Source organism: Sphingobium sp. TomTYG73 (assembly GCF_055394245.1).
Genome location: NZ_AP027339.1, coordinates 997,812 through 1,015,327, shown reverse-complemented (window position 1 = coordinate 1,015,327; position 17,516 = coordinate 997,812). Strand labels below are relative to the sequence as shown.

The 17,516-nt window shown below is 61.5% G+C and carries 14 protein-coding genes and 1 tRNA gene; 10 read left to right on the top strand and 5 right to left on the bottom strand.

The window, feature by feature from the left end; genetic code table 11:
* Positions 1-16 precede the first annotated feature (16 nt).
* From scpA to alr, 4 genes are all read left to right on the top strand, one after another.
* The gene (gene scpA, locus ACZ5TH_RS05145) at positions 17-2,170 is read left to right on the top strand and encodes a methylmalonyl-CoA mutase (protein ID WP_464794838.1); all 2,154 of its coding nucleotides are present in this window, start codon (positions 17-19) and stop codon (positions 2,168-2,170) included.
* Positions 2,167-3,168 carry a biotin synthase BioB gene (gene bioB, locus ACZ5TH_RS05140; RefSeq protein ID WP_464794837.1) on the top strand — a complete coding sequence of 334 codons (1,002 nt, stop codon included), beginning with the start codon at positions 2,167-2,169 and terminating at the stop codon, positions 3,166-3,168. The genes scpA and bioB overlap by 4 nt, the downstream gene beginning before the upstream one ends.
* Positions 3,169-3,337: 169 nt before the next feature.
* Positions 3,338-5,323, top strand: coding sequence for an acetyl-CoA carboxylase biotin carboxylase subunit (locus ACZ5TH_RS05135; protein WP_464794836.1), 1,986 nt, complete (start codon positions 3,338-3,340; stop codon positions 5,321-5,323).
* A 253-nt stretch (positions 5,324-5,576) separates the two neighbouring features.
* A complete protein-coding gene (gene alr / locus ACZ5TH_RS05130; RefSeq protein ID WP_464794835.1) occupies positions 5,577-6,623 on the top strand; it encodes an alanine racemase in 1,047 nt (348 codons plus the stop codon).
* A gap of 48 nt (positions 6,624-6,671) precedes the next feature.
* Here the strand turns inward: alr and ACZ5TH_RS05125 are convergent, their stop codons facing one another.
* The gene (locus ACZ5TH_RS05125; RefSeq protein WP_464794834.1) at positions 6,672-7,844 is read right to left on the bottom strand and encodes an acetyl-CoA C-acetyltransferase; all 1,173 of its coding nucleotides are present in this window, start codon (positions 7,842-7,844) and stop codon (positions 6,672-6,674) included.
* 45 nt (positions 7,845-7,889) lie between these two features.
* The gene (locus ACZ5TH_RS05120) at positions 7,890-8,978 is read right to left on the bottom strand and encodes an alpha/beta fold hydrolase (protein WP_464794833.1); all 1,089 of its coding nucleotides are present in this window, start codon (positions 8,976-8,978) and stop codon (positions 7,890-7,892) included.
* Here ACZ5TH_RS05120 and phaR point away from each other — a divergent pair.
* Together phaR and proS are read left to right on the top strand one after the other, a co-directional pair.
* Positions 8,977-9,567, top strand: coding sequence for a polyhydroxyalkanoate synthesis repressor PhaR (gene phaR, locus ACZ5TH_RS05115; RefSeq protein ID WP_449472391.1), 591 nt, complete (start codon positions 8,977-8,979; stop codon positions 9,565-9,567). The genes ACZ5TH_RS05120 and phaR overlap by 2 nt on opposite strands.
* A gap of 81 nt (positions 9,568-9,648) precedes the next feature.
* Complete coding sequence (proS, locus tag ACZ5TH_RS05110; protein WP_464772345.1) at positions 9,649-11,175, top strand: proline--tRNA ligase; 1,527 nt, start codon at positions 9,649-9,651, stop codon at positions 11,173-11,175.
* A gap of 133 nt (positions 11,176-11,308) precedes the next feature.
* On the opposite strand, the gene hslU is transcribed toward proS, so the two are convergent.
* Both hslU and hslV read right to left on the bottom strand, forming a co-directional pair.
* The gene (gene hslU, locus ACZ5TH_RS05105) at positions 11,309-12,610 is read right to left on the bottom strand and encodes an ATP-dependent protease ATPase subunit HslU (RefSeq protein ID WP_449472387.1); all 1,302 of its coding nucleotides are present in this window, start codon (positions 12,608-12,610) and stop codon (positions 11,309-11,311) included.
* 132 nt (positions 12,611-12,742) lie between these two features.
* The gene (gene hslV, locus ACZ5TH_RS05100; protein WP_449474625.1) at positions 12,743-13,285 is read right to left on the bottom strand and encodes an ATP-dependent protease subunit HslV; all 543 of its coding nucleotides are present in this window, start codon (positions 13,283-13,285) and stop codon (positions 12,743-12,745) included.
* 199 nt (positions 13,286-13,484) lie between these two features.
* On the opposite strand from hslV, the gene ACZ5TH_RS05095 reads away from it, so the two are divergent.
* Positions 13,485-13,673 (top strand): hypothetical protein, encoded by a 189-nt coding sequence (locus ACZ5TH_RS05095; protein ID WP_449472385.1) that lies wholly within the window; start codon positions 13,485-13,487, stop codon positions 13,671-13,673.
* Between the two features lie 28 nt (positions 13,674-13,701).
* Here ACZ5TH_RS05095 and ACZ5TH_RS05090 read toward each other — a convergent pair whose 3' ends face one another.
* Positions 13,702-13,827, bottom strand: coding sequence for an entericidin A/B family lipoprotein (locus ACZ5TH_RS05090; RefSeq protein WP_097091531.1), 126 nt, complete (start codon positions 13,825-13,827; stop codon positions 13,702-13,704).
* Positions 13,828-13,964: 137 nt separating this feature from the next.
* Here ACZ5TH_RS05090 and ACZ5TH_RS05085 point away from each other — a divergent pair.
* From ACZ5TH_RS05085 to ACZ5TH_RS05075, 3 genes are all read left to right on the top strand, one after another.
* Positions 13,965-14,039: transfer RNA gene (locus ACZ5TH_RS05085), tRNA-Val, on the top strand.
* Between the two features lie 115 nt (positions 14,040-14,154).
* Positions 14,155-16,389: a S9 family peptidase gene (locus ACZ5TH_RS05080; protein ID WP_464794832.1), complete on the top strand. Its 2,235-nt coding sequence runs from the start codon at positions 14,155-14,157 to the stop codon at positions 16,387-16,389.
* A gap of 97 nt (positions 16,390-16,486) precedes the next feature.
* Positions 16,487-17,512, top strand: coding sequence for an aspartate-semialdehyde dehydrogenase (locus ACZ5TH_RS05075; protein WP_464772343.1), 1,026 nt, complete (start codon positions 16,487-16,489; stop codon positions 17,510-17,512).
* Positions 17,513-17,516: the final 4 nt, after the last annotated feature.

Below are 17,516 nucleotides of genomic sequence, written 5' to 3'. Positions count from 1 at the left end.
ATAAGGGTAGGGACAAATGACCGACAAGCCGACGCTGGATCAGTGGGCGACCGCCGCCGCCAAGGAAGTGAAGGGCAAAGATTTGAACTGGGAGACCCCGGAAGGGATCACCGTCAAACCGCTCTACACTGCCGAGGACGTGACCGTCGATCCGGGCCTGCCGGGCTTTGCGCCCTTCACCCGTGGTGTTCGCGCATCCATGTATGCGGGGCGCCCCTGGACCGTCCGGCAATATGCGGGTTTTTCGACCGCCGAGGAATCCAACGCCTTCTATCGCCGCAACCTAGCCGCAGGGCAGAAGGGCCTCAGCGTCGCCTTCGATCTCGCCACCCATCGCGGTTATGACAGCGACCATCCGCGCGTCGTCGGCGACGTCGGCAAGGCGGGCGTGGCGATCGATAGCGTCGAGGACATGAAGATCCTTTTCGACGGCATTCCGCTTGACAAGATGTCCGTATCGATGACGATGAACGGCGCGGTGATCCCGATCCTCGCCTTCTTCATCGTCGCCGGTGAAGAGCAGGGCGTCGAGCGCAAGCTGCTCGACGGAACCATTCAGAACGACATTCTGAAGGAGTTCATGGTCCGCAACACCTATATCTACCCGCCCGAACCTTCGATGAGGATTATCTCCGACATTTTCGGCTATACCAGCCGCGAGATGCCCAAGTTCAACAGCATCTCCATCTCCGGCTATCATATGCAGGAAGCCGGGGCGACGCAGGTGCAGGAACTGGCCTTCACCATCGCGGACGGCGCGGAATATGTGCGCTACGGCGTGGCCTCGGGCCTCGACATCGACAAGTTCGCGGGGCGTCTGAGCTTCTTCTTCGCCATCGGCATGAACTTCTTCATGGAGATCGCCAAGCTGCGCGCAGCCCGTGTGCTGTGGCATCGTGTCATGACGAAGCTGGGCGCGCAGGACGAGCGTTCGAAGATGCTGCGCACCCATTGCCAGACATCGGGCGTCTCGCTGACCGAGCAGGACCCCTATAACAACGTCATGCGCACCACCATCGAAGCGATGGCGGCGATGCTGGGCGGCACGCAGTCGCTGCACACCAACGCGCTGGACGAGGCGATTGCACTGCCGACCGACTTTTCGGCCCGCATTGCGCGCAACACGCAGATCGTCATCCAGGAAGAGACCGGCATGTGCAATGTCGTCGATCCGCTGGGTGGCAGCTATTATGTCGAGGCGCTGACCCAGCAACTGGTCGATGCGGCGCAGGAAATCATCGACCGTGTGGAATCCGAAGGCGGCATGGCGAAGGCCGTTGCGGCAGGCTGGCCCAAGGCAATGATCGAGACGGCGGCGGCTGCCCGTCAGGCGCGGGTCGACCGGGGCGAGGATGTCATCGTCGGCGTCAACAAATATCGTTTGGCGAACGAGGACCTGCTCGAAACGCTGGAGGTCGACAACAGCAAGGTCCGCGAAGCGCAGATCACTCGCATCAACCGGGTCAAGGCGGAGCGGGATGAGGCGAAGTGCCAGGCCGCGCTGAAATCGCTGCGTCAGGCGGCTGCGGGTCCGCAGTCGATCGAGAATAACTTGCTTGCCCATGCGGTAGAAGCCGCGCGTGCGCGTGCGACGCTGGGCGAGATTTCGTCCGCCATGGAGGACAGCTTCGATCGTTACGGCACCGTGCCGACGCCGGTGAAGGGCGTCTATGGCAAGCCCTATGCGCAGGACAGCCGCTGGAAACAGGTTCTTGACGGCGTGCAGGCCGTCGAGCGGCGCCTCGGTCGCAAACCGAAACTCCTCATCGCCAAGATGGGACAGGACGGCCACGACCGGGGCGCTAACGTGATCGCGTCCGCTTTTGGGGACATGGGCTTTGACATCGTGTCCGGCCCGCTGTTCCAGACGCCGGAGGAAACAGTGGTGCTGGCGCTGGATAGCGGCGTAGATGTGGTGGGCGCTTCGTCGCTGGCTGCGGGGCACAAGACGCTGATCCCTGAGCTCATCAGGCAGCTGCGCGAAAAGGGCCGCAACGACATCAAGGTGATCGCGGGCGGCGTCATCCCGCCGCAGGACTATGACTATCTCCGTGACGCGGGCGTGCAGGGCATTTATGGACCGGGCTCCAATGTCGTGGAATGCGCCGCCGATGTGCTGCGCCTCCTTGGCCATAACATGCCCCCCGCCGGGCTGGAGGAAGCCGCTTGACCCACACTGCTGCCCGTACCGACTGGACCCGCGACGAAATCGCCGCGCTGTTCGACCTGCCTTTCAACGATTTGATGTTTGAGGCGCAGTCGATCCATCGCGCCAATTTCCCGCGCAATGAGGTGCAGCTCTCGACGCTGCTGTCGATCAAGACTGGCGGTTGCCCGGAAGATTGCGGCTATTGCAGCCAGTCGACCGAAGCGGAAAGCGGCTTGAAAGCTACCAAGCTGATGGACGTGCAGGCGGTGCTACAGTCGGCGGCGCAGGCGAAGGATCATGGTTCGGGCCGTTTCTGCATGGGCGCGGCGTGGCGCAATCCCAAGGAACGGGACATGCCCAAGCTCATCGAAATGGTGAAGGGCGTGCGCCAGATGGGCATGGAAACCTGCATGACGCTGGGGATGTTGTCGTCGGATCAGGCGAAGCAGCTCGCGGATGCGGGGCTGGATTATTACAACCATAATATCGACACCTCGCCGGAAAATTACGCCAACGTCATCACCACCCGGACCTTTGAGGACCGGATCGAGACGCTGGAAAATGTGCGTTCGGCGGGCATCAATGTTTGTTGCGGCGGTATTGTTGGGATGGGCGAGACGAGGGCGGATCGGATCGGCTTTCTCCATGCGCTTGGCGCCATGCCGCACCCCGAAAGCGTGCCGATCAACGCGCTGGTGCCGGTTGCCGGGACCGTGCTGGGCGACATGCTCAAGGACACGCCGCTCGCCAAGATCGATGAGGTCGAGTTCGTTCGCACGGTCGCCGTGGCGCGGATCGTGATGCCGCAGTCGATGGTGCGGCTCTCGGCGGGCCGCGAGAGCATGAGCGAGGCCTGTCAGGCGCTTTGCTTCATGGCGGGCGCGAACAGCATCTTCACCGGCGACAAGCTGCTCACCGCAGCCAATGCCGGGGATGACAAGGATAGCGCGTTGCTTGGGAAGCTCGGGCTGACGCCGATGATGGCGCAGCCGCACGGGCATCTGGAAGCGGCTGAGTAACCGACACACCCACCTGCTCGTCACCCCGGACTTGATCCGGGGTCCCGCTTCTTCTCTGCGTGGAGAGAAGGCAGCGGGATGCCGGATCAAGTCCGGCATGACGGAAGAGGTGAGCTTTGAATTAGCTCGGCCCGCACGGCCGAAAATAGGACTGGGGCAAGGATAGATAATGGCAATCACCAAGATCCTGATCGCGAACCGTGGCGAAATTGCGTGCCGCGTCATCCGCACAGCTCGGAAGATGGGCATCAAGACCGTGGCGGTCTATTCAGACGCCGACGCCCGCGCGCCGCACGTGCTGCTGGCCGATGAAGCGGTGCATATCGGCCCGTCGCCTGCCGCCCAGTCCTATCTGATCGCCGAGAAGATCATTCAGGCCTGCAAGGATACCGGCGCTGATGCAGTCCATCCGGGCTATGGCTTCCTGTCGGAGCGCGAGAGCTTTCGCAAGGCGCTGGACGCCGAGGGCATCATCTTCGTAGGCCCGCCCGCCAATGCCATTGCCGCGATGGGCGACAAGATCGAATCCAAGAAGCTCGCCATGGAAGCGGGCGTCAATGTCGTCCCCGGCTATGTCGGCGTGATCGAGGACACCGAACATGCCGTGAAGATCTCAAACGAGATCGGCTATCCGGTGATGATGAAGGCGTCGGCCGGCGGCGGCGGCAAGGGCATGCGCCTTGCTTATTCGGAACAGGATGTCCGCGAAGGCTTCGAGGCGACCAAGCGCGAGGGGCTGAACAGCTTCGGCGATGACCGCGTTTTCATCGAGAAGTTTATCGAAAGCCCGCGCCATATCGAAATTCAGATATTGGGCGACCAGCACGGCAACATCGTTTACCTCAACGAGCGTGAATGCTCGATCCAGCGCCGCCATCAGAAGGTGGTCGAGGAAGCGCCGTCGCCCTTCGTTTCGCCCGAAATGCGCAAGAAGATGGGCGAGCAATGCGTCGCCTTGGCACGCGCGGTGGGTTATTTCAGCGCGGGCACGGTCGAACTGATCGTGTCGGGCGCGGACAAGACCGGCGACGGCTTCTACTTCCTGGAAATGAACACCCGTTTGCAGGTCGAGCATCCGGTGACCGAAGAGATCACCGGCCTCGACCTGGTCGAGCAGATGATCCGCGTCGCCAATGGCGAGGAGCTCAGCTTCCGTCAGGAAGACGTGAAGATCAACGGCTGGTCGATCGAGAACCGCGTCTATGCCGAAGATCCCTATCGTGGCTTCCTGCCCTCAACGGGCCGCCTGATCCGCTACAATCCGCCCGAAACCGGCGATGGCGTGCGGGTTGATGACGGCGTGGTCGAAGGCGGCGAAGTGTCGATGTTCTACGACCCGATGATTGCCAAGCTGATCACCTGGGCGCCGACCCGTCTGGAAGCGATCGACAAGCAGATCGCGGCGCTCGATCAGTTTGAGATTGAGGGGCCGGGTCACAATATCGATTTCGTCTCGGCGCTGATGCAGCATGAGCGTTTCCGCTCGGGCAACATCACCACCGGCTTCATCGCGGAGGAATATCCGGATGGCTTCACCGGCGCGCCCGCTTCCGAAACGCTGCTGAAGAAGCTTTCGGCGATTGGCGCGTTCGCAGCGATGGCGCAGGCCGATCGTGCCCGCCGCATCGATGGACAGCTTGGCAAGAAGTTGCGCGCTCCCACCAGCTGGCAGGTGAAGATCGGCGAGGCGGTCCATGACGTGGTCATCAACGGGGATGACGTCACCGTGGATGGCGAAGCGATTGACCTTGCGCTGGAATATACGCCGGGTGATCGTCTAATCGAGGCGGAGTTTGGCGAGGAATTGCTGGCGGTGAAGATCGCGCCGGTTCGCTCCGGCTTCGTGCTGACGGCTCATGGCGCAAGCCACAAGCTGCGCATTTTGCCCGCCCATGCAGCGGTCCATGCCAAGCACATGATCGAAAAGATCCCGCCCGATCTGTCCCGCTTCCTGATCTGTCCGATGCCGGGCCTGCTCGTCGCATTGCACGTCAAGGAAGGCGACAAGGTCGAGGCCGGTCAGCCGCTCGCCGTGATCGAGGCGATGAAGATGGAAAATATCCTGCGCGCTGCCAAGGCGGGCGTGGTGAAGAGCGTCTCGGCCGCGCAAGGCGAAAGCCTGCCCGTGGACGCGATCATTCTGGAACTGGAATAGGAATTGGAGTTGGGCGCGGTGGGGATTGTCTCCTTTCCGCGCCCAGATCTTGTTGATGCCCAAACCCCGCGCTGCGTAAGCCGATAGGGGCTGCATCAGGCTCGGTCTTTCAGGGGCCGACGGGCTGTCCGCGATTGCATGACGGGTCCAGCTTTCAAAGGCTGTCACGTCGGCAGTGCCGCTGACCCCGGAGCAAGAAGCCGCGCCCTGGAAAACCTCGACGCCTGTACAGGATGCCGCTATCGCAACGGCGATGACCGCATTTACCGCTCCGCTGCGCCTTCGCCTTGATGGCGGCGCACTTGTGAATAACTGGCGCTGGTTGCAACGGCATAGCGGCGGCGCCGCATGTGGCGCCGCGATCAAGGCGAATGGATACGGCACCGGCGCGGTCGAGGTGATGCGCCGACTGCTTGTCGCGGGTTGTCGAGACTTTTTCGTATCAAACTGGGCTGAAGCGGCGTTGCTGGAGCCGATGCTGCAGGATGGGATCAACCTGTCCGTATTCCACGGCGTGCGCTCCGAGGATATGCAGACGGCGATTGCGTCGCGTGCGCGGCCCGTTCTCTGCACGGCGGATCAGATCGCGCGGTGGAAGGCGGCGGGCCGAGGCGCCTGCGACGTCATGGTCGATACGGGCATGAACCGGCTCGGACTGGATTGGCGGAGTGACGTCGCCGCCGCTCTGGACGGGTTGACGGTCGACACGCTGCTCAGTCACCTGGCGTCGGCCGATGAGGATAGCGGGCTCAGCAAACTGCAACTTGATCGGTTCGGCGCCCTAACAGGTAAAGCTACCGCGCGCCGTTACAGCTTGGCGAACAGCGCGGGCATTTGCTTAGGCCAAGCCTATGCATTTGACCTGACGCGGCCGGGGCTGGCGCTTTATGGGGGTATTCCCAGAACCGAAGCGGCCGGAAACATCGCGCAGGTCGTCTTTCCGCAGGCGCAGGTGCTGCAAAGGCGCCACGTGCCCGCAGGCGATGGGATAGGCTATAACGCGGTCCATATCGCCGAGCGCGACATGGAAATAGCCGTGTTGAACATCGGTTATGCGGACGGCTATTTGCGCTGCTTTTCCGGCCGAGGGATGGTTGGCGCGGGTGACGTTCAACTGCCGGTCGTGGGACGGGTTTCGATGGACCTCGTCGCGGTGGATGTCTCTGCGATGCCGTCAGTGTGGGAAGGGGACTGGCTCGACATCGCCTACGACTTGCCAGCGACCGCTACGCTATCCGGCCTGTCGCAATATGAATTGCTGACCGGCCTCGGTCCCCGTTACGATCGACTCTGGGAATAAGGACGTGGGATAGGCCGCCGAACTCGATCCGGCGGCCCCATTTACCAACTATCTTTCGATGCACATGGCGACGCCCATGCCACCACCGATGCAGAGGGTTGCAAGGCCCTTCTTCGCATCACGCTTCTGCATTTCATAAAGCAGCGTGGTCAGAACGCGCGCGCCCGATGCTCCAATCGGATGGCCGATAGCGATCGCGCCGCCGTTAACATTGACCTTTTCCGGGTCCCATCCCAATTCCTGACCAACCGCCAGCGCCTGGGCCGCGAAAGCCTCATTCGCTTCGATGAGGTCGAGGTCAGCCAGCGACCAACCCGCCTTGGCAAGCGCGTTGCGCGAAGCGGGGGCAGGGCCGATGCCCATGATGGCAGGATCAACCCCACAGGTGGCAAAGCCTGCGATGCGGCCAAGAATGGCAGCGCCCCGCTGGGCCGCATCGGCTGCGGTCATCAGGACCAGTGCAGCAGCGCCGTCATTGATGCCACTGGCATTACCTGCGGTTACGCTGCCGTCCTTCTTGAACGCCGGGCGCAGGCCCTGCATCGCTTCCAGCGTAGCGCCAGCGCGAATATATTCGTCGGCATCAACGATGGTATCACCCTTGCGACCCTTTACGGTCACCGGGACGATCTCGTCCCTGAACCGGCCCGAAGCCCGCGCGGCTTCCGCCTTGTTCTGGCTTGCCACGGCGAACTCATCCTGCGCTTCGCGGCTGATCTGATAGCGTTCCGCCAGATTTTCGGCGGTGACGCCCATGTGGTAGTTGTTGAACGCATCGGTCAGGCCATCATGCGTCATCGTGTCGATGAATGAGACCGGACCCATCTTCGCCCCGCCACGCAGATATTGCGCATGGGGCGCGAGCGACATGCTTTCCTGCCCGCCTGCGATCATGATGCGCGCATCGCCCGCCTTGATCGCCTGCGCCGCGAGCGCGACCGCGCGAAGGCCCGATCCGCACAGCTGGTTAATGCCGATGGCGGTGCGTTCCACAGGTATTCCGGCGTTAACGGCGGCCTGACGCGCGGGGTTCTGCCCCTGCGCCGCACTCAGGACTTGGCCCAATATGACCTCGTCGACTTCCTCAGCGGCTACCCCGGCCTGATTGAGCGCCGCGATGATGGCGGTGCGTCCCAACTCATGCGCAGGCGTGGACCCGAATGCGCCCATGAAACTGCCGACGGCGGTACGCTTTGCAGCGGTGATGACGATGTCTGACAAAGTCCTGTCCTCAATGAAGGGTTTCAGTTCGCAGTTGCAATATCATCAACCTCCATGGGTTGAAAGCCATAGAGACAGCGGGTCCCAGAGCAGGTGACGGGCGTTGCTTCCGACGATCATCCCGACATGGCCGAGTTGCAGTGTAAAACCATCGGCCAGTTCCGGCGCAGCGCTGGCCGGGACGATCCGGTCGGTGGCGGATCGGACGGAGAATGTCGGGCAGCGAAGGCTTTCAGGATCGACCGTCTTGCCATCGACTCGCCATTGCCGGTGGCCAGTGATATTTCGTCCGTAGAAGTTCTCGAACAGCTCTTGGCCTGCTGCGAAGGTTAGGGGTGATCCGCCGTTCGCCCAATCCTCCACGGCCAGGAAAGCGCGCTCCGCTTCAGAGCCTAGCTCCATTCCCGCGAATGCCGCATATTTCCGGATGGTGCGGGCCGGGTCCATTGCCCAGAAGCCCGATTGCAACACTTCCATCGGCACATAACCGAGCTGCTCACTGGTGGCTTTCGCGCCGCGCCAGAGCGACGCGATAAGGTTGCGGTCGGCATCGGGAAAGCCATCAAATTGCCACGGCGCCGCGATGGTGGCGACGGCCTTCACCTCGGCAACCGCCGCCGCGCCCAGCGCAAGGCTGCCCCCCAGGCAATAGCCCACGAGAATGGGCGGGTGGGGGAGCGCTTCCAGCAAAGTAAGAAGGCGCCTCGTCACATGATGCTCAAGGTCAAGGTGCGCGTCCTCGACACGGGGGCTGCCCCAATCGACCAGATAAGCGTCATGTCCTGCTGCGGCCATGTGGCGCAGCATGGATCGCCCTTCCGACAGGTCAAGAACCTGTGGCGGGTTGATTAGCGAAGGGATGAAGACGACGGGCGCACGGCCGTTTTCCGTGCGGTATCGCAGCAATCTGGCACTTCCGGCCGCAGCAAAGACGGTGGGCGCCGGTGGCGGAGACGGCCGGGTGGCGTCCTGATATTTACGCAGACCTTGGAAAGCTGCCCGTCGCAGATCAGGGTCATGTTCCGTTTCCCGCCATAAAATGTCGAGAAAGAGGGGCAACGGCCTAGGGCCATGTTGCGGTGCGGCAACACCTTGTGCTAATGCGGAATGTACAGGTGTGGGAGAGGAATCCATGGCCAAAACCAAGACCGCCAATGAATCAGAGCCGGTCATTATCAAGAAATATGCGAACAGGCGTCTCTATAACACGGAAACGTCCAGTTACATCACTCTTGATCTGCTGTCGCAAATGACTCGTGAGGGGCGCGAGTTCGTGGTGGTGGATGCCAAGACCGGGGAGGACATAACACATAATGTCCTCACGCAAATCATCATGGAGGAAGAGCAGCGGGGCAAGAACATGTTGCCCGTCAACTTCCTGCGGCAGCTGATCGCCATGTATGGCGATTCCATGCAGTCGATGGTGCCGCAATATCTGGAAGAGTCGATGAATGCCTTCCGCAAGAACCAGATGCAGTTCCAGGAAGCGATGAAGGGTGCCTTTGGCGGTGGCCCGCTGGCGGAGATCGCCAAGCGCAACATGCAGATGTTAGAAGCCGCGGCGAATGCCTTCGGCAACGTGCCGGGAATGCCTACCATGCCGGGAATGCCGGGCGCATCGGCGCCTGCGCAGCCTGCCTCCGAAAGCAGCAAGGACGACGAGATCGCGAATTTGAAGGCGCAGCTTTCCGCCCTCAATGCCAAGATCGACAAGCTGGGCTGAGCCCGCGCGTTCGGGGTCGACGGGACGGCGCGCTTCGCCTATGGCGCGCCATCCTTTAAGTCGAAGAACAAGGCCGGACCCGTGAAGCACGCCCTTTCCGTTACCCGCGAACAGGATTTCGCCGCCTGGTATCAGGCCGTCGTCAGCGAAGCCGACATGGCCGAGGAAAGCGGCGTTCGTGGTTGTATGGTCATCCGGCCATGGGGCTACGGCATCTGGGAACGGATGCAGAAGTTACTGGACGATCGGATCAAGGCGACCGGCCACGAAAATTGCTATTTCCCGCTCTTCATCCCGCTTTCCTACTTCGAAAAGGAAGCGGAGCATGTGGACGGCTTTGCCAAGGAAATGGCGGTCGTCACGCACCATCGTCTGATCCAGAAGGACGGCAAGCTGGTGCCCGATCCGGAGGCAAAGCTGGAGGAACCGCTGGTGGTTCGCCCGACTTCCGAAACGGTGATCGGCGCGGCTTTTTCCCGCTGGGTGCAGAGCTGGCGCGACCTGCCGGTGTTGATCAACCAATGGGCCAATGTCGTCCGCTGGGAAATGCGCACGCGCATGTTCCTGCGCACCGCCGAGTTCCTCTGGCAGGAAGGGCATACGGCGCACGCCACCGTCGATGAGGCGATGGAAGAGACGATGAAGATGCTGGAAGTCTATCGCAGCTTCGCCGAAGAATGCGTCGCGCTGCCGGTGGTCGCTGGCGAGAAGCCGGAGAATGAACGGTTCCCCGGTGCTGTCGCGACCTATTCCATCGAAGCGATGATGCAGGACGGCAAGGCGCTTCAGGCGGGCACGTCGCATTTCCTCGGCACGACTTTTTCGCGGGCGCAGAACATCAAGTTCCAGAATGCCGAAGGGCAACAGGAGCTGGCGCAGACGACCAGTTGGGGCATGTCGACGCGCATGATCGGCGGGCTGATCATGGTGCATGGCGACGATGACGGCCTGCGCGTGCCGCCTCGCCTTGCGCCCTATCAGATCGTGGTCGTGCCGATGCTGCGCGATAATGACGAGGATGGCGCGATCCTGGATTATTGCGCCGATCTGGTCGCCGAGTTGAACAAGCAGGACGTATTCCGTGAGCCCGTCCGCGCGCTTCTGGACAAGCGACCCGCCAAAGCAGCGAACAAGCGCTGGGGCTGGGTGAAGAAGGGCGCGCCGATCGTGATCGAGGTGGGCGGCCGCGACGTTGCGGGCGGGAACGTATCGGTTCTGCGCCGCGATCGCCTCTATCGTGAGGACGGGAAGCTCGACAGCCAGATCGTCGCAAAGGGCGATTTTCTGGCCGCTGCGTCCGGCATGCTGGAGGAGATTCAGCAGGCTCTGTTCGCCGATGCGCAGGCCCGGCTGCATGGGAACATCGACAAGTCGATCACGTCGCTGGATGCGCTGAAAGCCTATTTCGCTGCGAGCAAGAAGCAGGGCTGGGCGTTGGTACAATGGTCAAAGCCCACGGGTCCGGCGCTCGACAAGGTGATCGAGTGGCTGAAGGGCGAGAAGCTGACGCTGCGCAACGTGCCACTGGATGCAGATGCTGCTGACGGTGCGTGTATCTTCACCGGCGAGAAGGCGGTGGAGCGGGTGCTGGTCGGACGCAGCTACTAATCAATCTCCCCTCCCGCAGACGGGAGGGGAACAAGGGGTGGGGCCTCCGAAGGAGGCTCGCTACGCTCGCGCCCACCCCCGGCCCTTCAAACGAGTCACGTGCCTCGTTTGAACGCCTTCTGGAGGGGAGTAGTTACAGCACATATTTGCTGAGGTCGGTGTTCCGCGCCACCTCACTAAGCTGCTTCTCGACATAGGCTGCATCGACCACCAGCGTCTCGCCCTGACGATCCTCCGCCTCAAAGCTCACATCCTCCAGCAACTTTTCCATGACCGTCTGGAGGCGACGGGCGCCGATATTCTCGATTTCGCCATTCACCTCGGCGGCGATCTTCGCGACCGCGCGAATGCCGTCGGGCGTGAGGTCGATCGTGACGCCTTCGGTCGCCAACAATGCGCGATATTGCGCAACCAGGCTCGCCTTGGTGTCGGACAGGATCGAAACGAAATCGTCCTCTGTTAGCGCCTTCAGTTCGACACGGATGGGCAGGCGGCCCTGAAGCTCCGGCAGCAGGTCACTGGGCTTCGCCACATGGAAAGCACCCGATGCAATGAACAGGATGTGATCCGTTTTCAGCGGGCCATATTTGGTCGAGACCGTCGTACCTTCGATCAACGGCAGCAGGTCGCGCTGCACGCCTTCGCGGCTGACCGAGCCGCCACGCACGTCGCTGACGGCGATCTTGTCGATCTCATCGAGGAAGACGATGCCATTCTGCTCGGCGCTCGCAATCGCGACGCGGGCGACATCGTCCTGGTCCAGCCGCTTGTCCTGCTCTTCTTCGACCAGCTTGTCCCAGGCCTCGGCTACGCGTAGCTTGCGCCGCTTCTTCTGGGTTTGGCCGAATGCCTTTGACATCATGTCGGACAGGTTGATCATGCCGATCTGGCCGCCCATGCCGGGGATTTCCATCGGCATGGAGGGGCTGTCGGCGACTTCCACCTCAACCTCGACATCATTCATCTGGTCGTTTTCGATCCGCTGGCGGAAGGAGAGGCGGGTCGCCTCGCTCGCTTCCTTGCCGGTGAGGGCATCGAGCAGACGGTTCATCGCCGCCTCGGAAGCAGCTTCACGCACCGCTTCGCGGCGACGGTCCTTCTCCAGGCGCACCGCTTCCTCGACCAGATCGCGCACGATCTGCTCCACATCGCGGCCGACATAGCCGACTTCGGTAAACTTCGTCGCCTCGACCTTCACGAACGGCGCGTCTGCGAGCTTGGCAAGGCGGCGGCTGATCTCGGTCTTGCCGCAGCCGGTGGGGCCGATCATCAGGATATTCTTCGGCGTAACCTCATCGCGCAGATCGGGCGAGAGGCGCTGCCGACGCCAGCGGTTGCGCAGCGCCACGGCAACGGCGCGCTTGGCGTCGGCCTGACCGATGATGTGGGCATCGAGGGCGGAAACAATGGCCTTGGGTGTCAGATTGTCGTTCATCTTCTTCTCACTCCCCTCCCGCAAGCGGGAGGGGCCGGGGGTGGGGGCGATTGCGAAAGCAATCGACTTCAACTTTTAGGGATAGGGAAAATGCCCACCCCAACCCCTCCCGCTTGCGGGAGGGGCTTTACATCAACTCACGCTCGCCAGCTCTTCGATCACAAGCTGATCATTGGTATAGACACAGATGTCCGCCGCCACAGCCATCGCCTTACGCGCAAGTGTCTCTGCATCTTCCTCATACTCAACGAGCGCGCGAGCTGCTGCGAGCGCGAAATTGCCGCCTGATCCGATAGCCGCCACGCCGCCGACCGGCTCCAGCACGTCGCCATTGCCTGTCAGGATCAGCGTCACTTCCTTGTCGGCAACGATCATCATTGCTTCCAGATTGCGGAGATATTTGTCGGTGCGCCAGTCCTTGGCCAACTCCACAGCGGCGCGCATCAACTGCCCATTGTGCCGTTCCAGCTTCGCTTCAAGTCGTTCGAACAGGGTGAAAGCGTCAGCCGTCGCTCCAGCGAAACCGCCGATGACGGAACCATCATGCAAGCGCCGAACCTTCCGAGCATTGGGCTTCATCACCGTCTGGCCCATGGAAACCTGGCCGTCACCGGCCACGATCACCTTCCCATTTTTTCGTACGGACATGATGGTGGTGCCGTGCCAGACGGGCATGGCGGAGGAGCGTTGGTCGTTCATGGCGCGGCATATGGGTGCGAATGGGCTACCGCGCAAGCATAGTAGCGGAGGGCGTCGGATCGTGTCATTTTCTGGACGGGTTTATGACAATCCATTCAGGAACCGATCCCGGTCAATTGACTTTGTGCAGAGCAGCAAAGATCATGTCCGGACGGTGAATGGGAGGAAATTTCACATGTCTCTGAAAGCCAGAGCGCGAGAGAAGGTCGAGCGGGCGGGGATTTCCAACTATACCTTCGACCATGACGTCCTTGTGATGTGCGGGGTCCGCTACACCATCGCGGCATGCAACTGCGGCCAGCCGGATTGCGACGGCGTGAAGCTGGAAAGAAGCGCGGCCATGACTAACCGCGTCCTCCAATAATCGGTGTGAAAGAAGGGCCGACCTATCCTTACATCGCCCTCTCACCGGCCCGTCCGACCGATTCAATGTCCCGGCCAACGCCCTTGACCGTGTTGCAAGCCGCCAAGCTGGTGAGAAGAAGCCCAGTGATCATGAGGGCAATGGTCTGACGCATCGATAGTCACTCCCTTTATCGTTCCCGCCACTAAACTTTCATGCCTAAAAGGCAATGAGTGCAATTTGCAACTCCCCGTCTAAGCTCGTCTTGACAGGAGCCGTGGCCGATGCCAATGGCCGCATCCTCCTTTCAGGGGGCGCGTAGCTCAGCGGTAGAGCACACCCTTCACACGGGTGGGGTCACAGGTTCAATCCCTGTCGCGCCCACCATGATCTGCTCAGGTCATGGTGAGAAAGATTATGTCCCTACATTGATCTTTTCGTCCACTCCGCGTTAACTCGCGGCGATACATCCGGCTGTCTTGGCCGAGGCGAAAGGATAAGGATGTCCTCATTGTTGAAGGGCAGCGTAGCCGCTCTGGCACTGCTGGCCAGTGCTGCCATCCCGGTTTCCGCACAACAGCAACTGACGCTGGAGCGCATCTTCGCCAATCCCGACCTGTCGGGGCCTCAGCCGCGCGCGCTCAAACTTTCGCCGAATGGCACGCTTGTCACGCTGCTCAAGCCCCGCGCGGACGAGAAAGAACGGCTGGACCTTTGGGCGATCGACAGCGCGACCGGGGCTGAGCGCATGCTCGTGGATTCAAGGAAGACCGGCAGCGGCGCCGAACTTTCAGAAGCGGAAAAGATGCAGCGCGAACGGGATCGGTCGGTTGCAGGCAGCACCGGGATCATCAGCTATGACTGGGCTCCCAATGGCAGGAGCATCCTCGTCCCGGTGGATGGCGATCTTTACCTTGCATCGCTCGATGGCCAGGTCTCCCGCCTGACCAACACTCCGAGCAGCGAACTGAATGGCGTGGTCAGTCCCAAGGGTGGCTTTGTCTCCTTCGTGCGCGACGGCAACCTCTTCGTGCAGCCGATCGGTGCGCGGGAGCGGCAGGTGACGCAGGGGGCGAGTGACACGGTCAGTTGGGGCGTGGCCGAGTTCGTGGCGCAGGAGGAAATGGACCGGCGCACCGGCTACTGGTGGTCGCCCGACGACCAGTTGATCGCGGTTGCTCGCGTGGATGAGGGACCGGTAGGTATCGTCACCCGCACGGCGATCGGCGGCGAAGGCACGAAAGTCTATCAGCAGCGTTATCCCGCTGCGGGGAAGCCAAACGCGCTAGTCGACCTTTATATCATGAGGCCGGATGGCAGTGGCCAAGTGAAGGTCGACCTTGGCGATGACAGCGACATCTATCTGGCGCGGGTCGATTGGTCCAAGGACGGTCGGACGCTCTACGTACAACGTCAGACCCGTGACCAGAAGCGGCTCGATCTGCTGGCGGTCGATCCTGCGACGGGCAAGTCCAGGATCGTCCTGACAGAAAGGGCGAAAAGCTGGATCAACCTCAGCAATAATTTTAAGCCGCTGAATGACGGCAGCTTCCTGTGGTGGTCTGAGAAGACGGGGCACGGCCATCTCTACCATGTTCGCGGCGGCAAGTGGATTGCCCTCACGAGCGGTGCGTGGGAAGTGCGGGACGTGGTGGCGGTGGATGAACGGCAGGGCACCGTCTATTTCACCGGCAATCGCGAAACGCCTTTGGAGCAGCAGCTTTACGCAGGGTCCCTGTCGGGCAAGGGGCCGTTGCGGCAGTTGACCAGCAATGGCTGGTGGAACGATGCGGTGATGGACAGCGGCGCAACGCATCTGGTGATCTCTCGCAGCAACACGGACCAGCCCAAGCAGGTCTATCTGGCCGATGGCAGCGGCAAGCGGCTTCGATGGTTGTCGGAAAATGCCATGACCGGGGATCACCCCTACGCCCCTTACCTCGCCAGCCATGCCAAGACGCGCTTTGGCACGATCAAGGCGGCGGACGGATCAACGCTCTATACACGGATCATGACCCCGCCGCTGGAGCCGGGCAAGCAATACCCCGTCTTCATGCTGCATTATGGCGGGCCGGGAGCGGGTAGGGTCGTCACCAATCAGTGGGGATCGCCCGTCTATCAATATCTGGTGGATCGCGGCTGGATCGTCTTTGCAATCGATAACAGGGGCACGCCGGATCGCGGCAAGGCGTTCGAGGATCAATTATATCGTGCAATGGGCACGGTAGAGGTCGACGACCAGCTAAAGGGCGTCGAGTGGTTGAAATCTCAGCCCTATGTCGATCCGCAGCGGATCGCGACCTATGGTTGGTCCTATGGCGGCTATATGTCGGTCAAGCTGCTGGAAAAGGCGCCAGGCCTGTTCTCTGCCGCTATCGCGGGCGCTCCCGTAACTCGCTGGGAGCTTTACGACACGCATTATACTGAGCGGTATCTGGGCAAGCCACAGGATCGCCCAAGCGCCTATCCGGCGTCCGGCGCCATCGACGATGCCGTCAAGATCAAGGACCCGATGCTGCTGATCCACGGCATGTCCGATGACAATGTCGTGTTCGACAACGCCACCGCCTTGATGGCGCGGATGCAGGCAGAAGCCGTGCCGTTCGAGATGATGGTCTATCCCGGCCAGACGCACCGCGTGGGCGGCCCCGGCATCAGCATCCACCTGTGGCGCACGATCGAGGATTTCCTCCGCCGCAACGGAACCGCGCGCGAGGAGCCGCCGCCGGGTAAATAAAGGCTATCGGCCCGCAAAGCCGCTTCATGCTGGACAATTGCCGGGACAACGCTATGGCGCCCACTCCGCATTTTTGCATGGAGTGGAGTCTTTAGTCATGGGTTACAAGGTCGTCGTCGTTGGTGCCACGGGCAATGTGGGCCGCGAAATGCTGACCATTCTCGCCGAGCGCGAGTTCCCGATTGACGAGATCGCGGCGGTCGCATCGTCCCGGTCGCATGGCACCGAAGTTGATTTCGGTGACACCGGCAAGACTCTTAAAGTCAAGAATATCGAGCATTTCGACTTCACGGGCTGGGACATCGCCCTGTTCGCCGCAGGCTCTGGCCCGACGGCTGAATATGCGCCCAAGGCGGCTGCGGCTGGCTGCGTGGTGATCGACAATTCGTCGCTCTACCGCATGGACCCGGACGTGCCGTTGATCGTGCCCGAAGTGAACCCGGACGCGATCGATGGCTACAAGAAGAAGAACATCATCGCGAACCCGAACTGCTCGACCGCGCAGATGGTCGTGGCCTTGAAGCCCCTGCACGACGCCGCGAAGATCAAGCGCGTCGTCGTCGCTACCTACCAGTCCGTTTCCGGTGCTGGCAAAGAGGGCATGGACGAGCTGTTCGAACAGTCGCGCAATATCTTCGTGGGCGACCCGGCCGAGGCGAAGAAGTTCACCAAGCAGATCGCCTTCAACGTGATCCCGCACATCGACGTCTTCCTGGACGATGGTTCGACCAAGGAAGAATGGAAGATGGTCGCGGAAACCAAGAAGATCCTCGATCCCAAGGTGAAGGTGACCGCGACCTGCGTGCGCGTGCCCGTGTTCGTCGGTCACTCCGAAGCGCTGAACATCGAGTTCGAGAACGAGATTTCGGCTGAGCAGGCGCAGAACATCCTTCGTGAAGCGCCGGGCATCATGCTCGTCGATAAGCGTGAGGATGGCGGTTACGTCACTCCCGTCGAGTGCGTGGGCGACTATGCGACCTTCGTCAGCCGCGTCCGCGAGGATTCGACCATCGAAAATGGTCTGAACCTCTGGTGCGTCAGCGACAATCTGCGCAAGGGCGCGGCGCTGAACGCGGTGCAGATCGCCGAACTGCTGGGCCGCCGTCACCTGAAGAAGGGCTGAGGCC

Coding starts and splice junctions, on each gene's coding strand:
- scpA (WP_464794838.1), top strand. CDS start 17: ATGACCGACAAGCCGACGCTGGATCAGTGGGCGACCGCCGCCGCCAAG.
- ACZ5TH_RS05135 (WP_464794836.1), top strand. CDS start 3,338: ATGGCAATCACCAAGATCCTGATCGCGAACCGTGGCGAAATTGCGTGC.
- alr (WP_464794835.1), top strand. CDS start 5,577: ATGACCGCATTTACCGCTCCGCTGCGCCTTCGCCTTGATGGCGGCGCA.
- phaR (WP_449472391.1), top strand. CDS start 8,977: ATGGCCAAAACCAAGACCGCCAATGAATCAGAGCCGGTCATTATCAAG.
- ACZ5TH_RS05120 (WP_464794833.1), bottom strand. CDS start 8,978: ATGGATTCCTCTCCCACACCTGTACATTCCGCATTAGCACAAGGTGTT.
- hslU (WP_449472387.1), bottom strand. CDS start 12,610: ATGAACGACAATCTGACACCCAAGGCCATTGTTTCCGCCCTCGATGCC.
- hslV (WP_449474625.1), bottom strand. CDS start 13,285: ATGCCCGTCTGGCACGGCACCACCATCATGTCCGTACGAAAAAATGGG.
- ACZ5TH_RS05095 (WP_449472385.1), top strand. CDS start 13,485: ATGTCTCTGAAAGCCAGAGCGCGAGAGAAGGTCGAGCGGGCGGGGATT.
- ACZ5TH_RS05090 (WP_097091531.1), bottom strand. CDS start 13,827: ATGCGTCAGACCATTGCCCTCATGATCACTGGGCTTCTTCTCACCAGC.
- ACZ5TH_RS05080 (WP_464794832.1), top strand. CDS start 14,155: ATGTCCTCATTGTTGAAGGGCAGCGTAGCCGCTCTGGCACTGCTGGCC.
- ACZ5TH_RS05075 (WP_464772343.1), top strand. CDS start 16,487: ATGGGTTACAAGGTCGTCGTCGTTGGTGCCACGGGCAATGTGGGCCGC.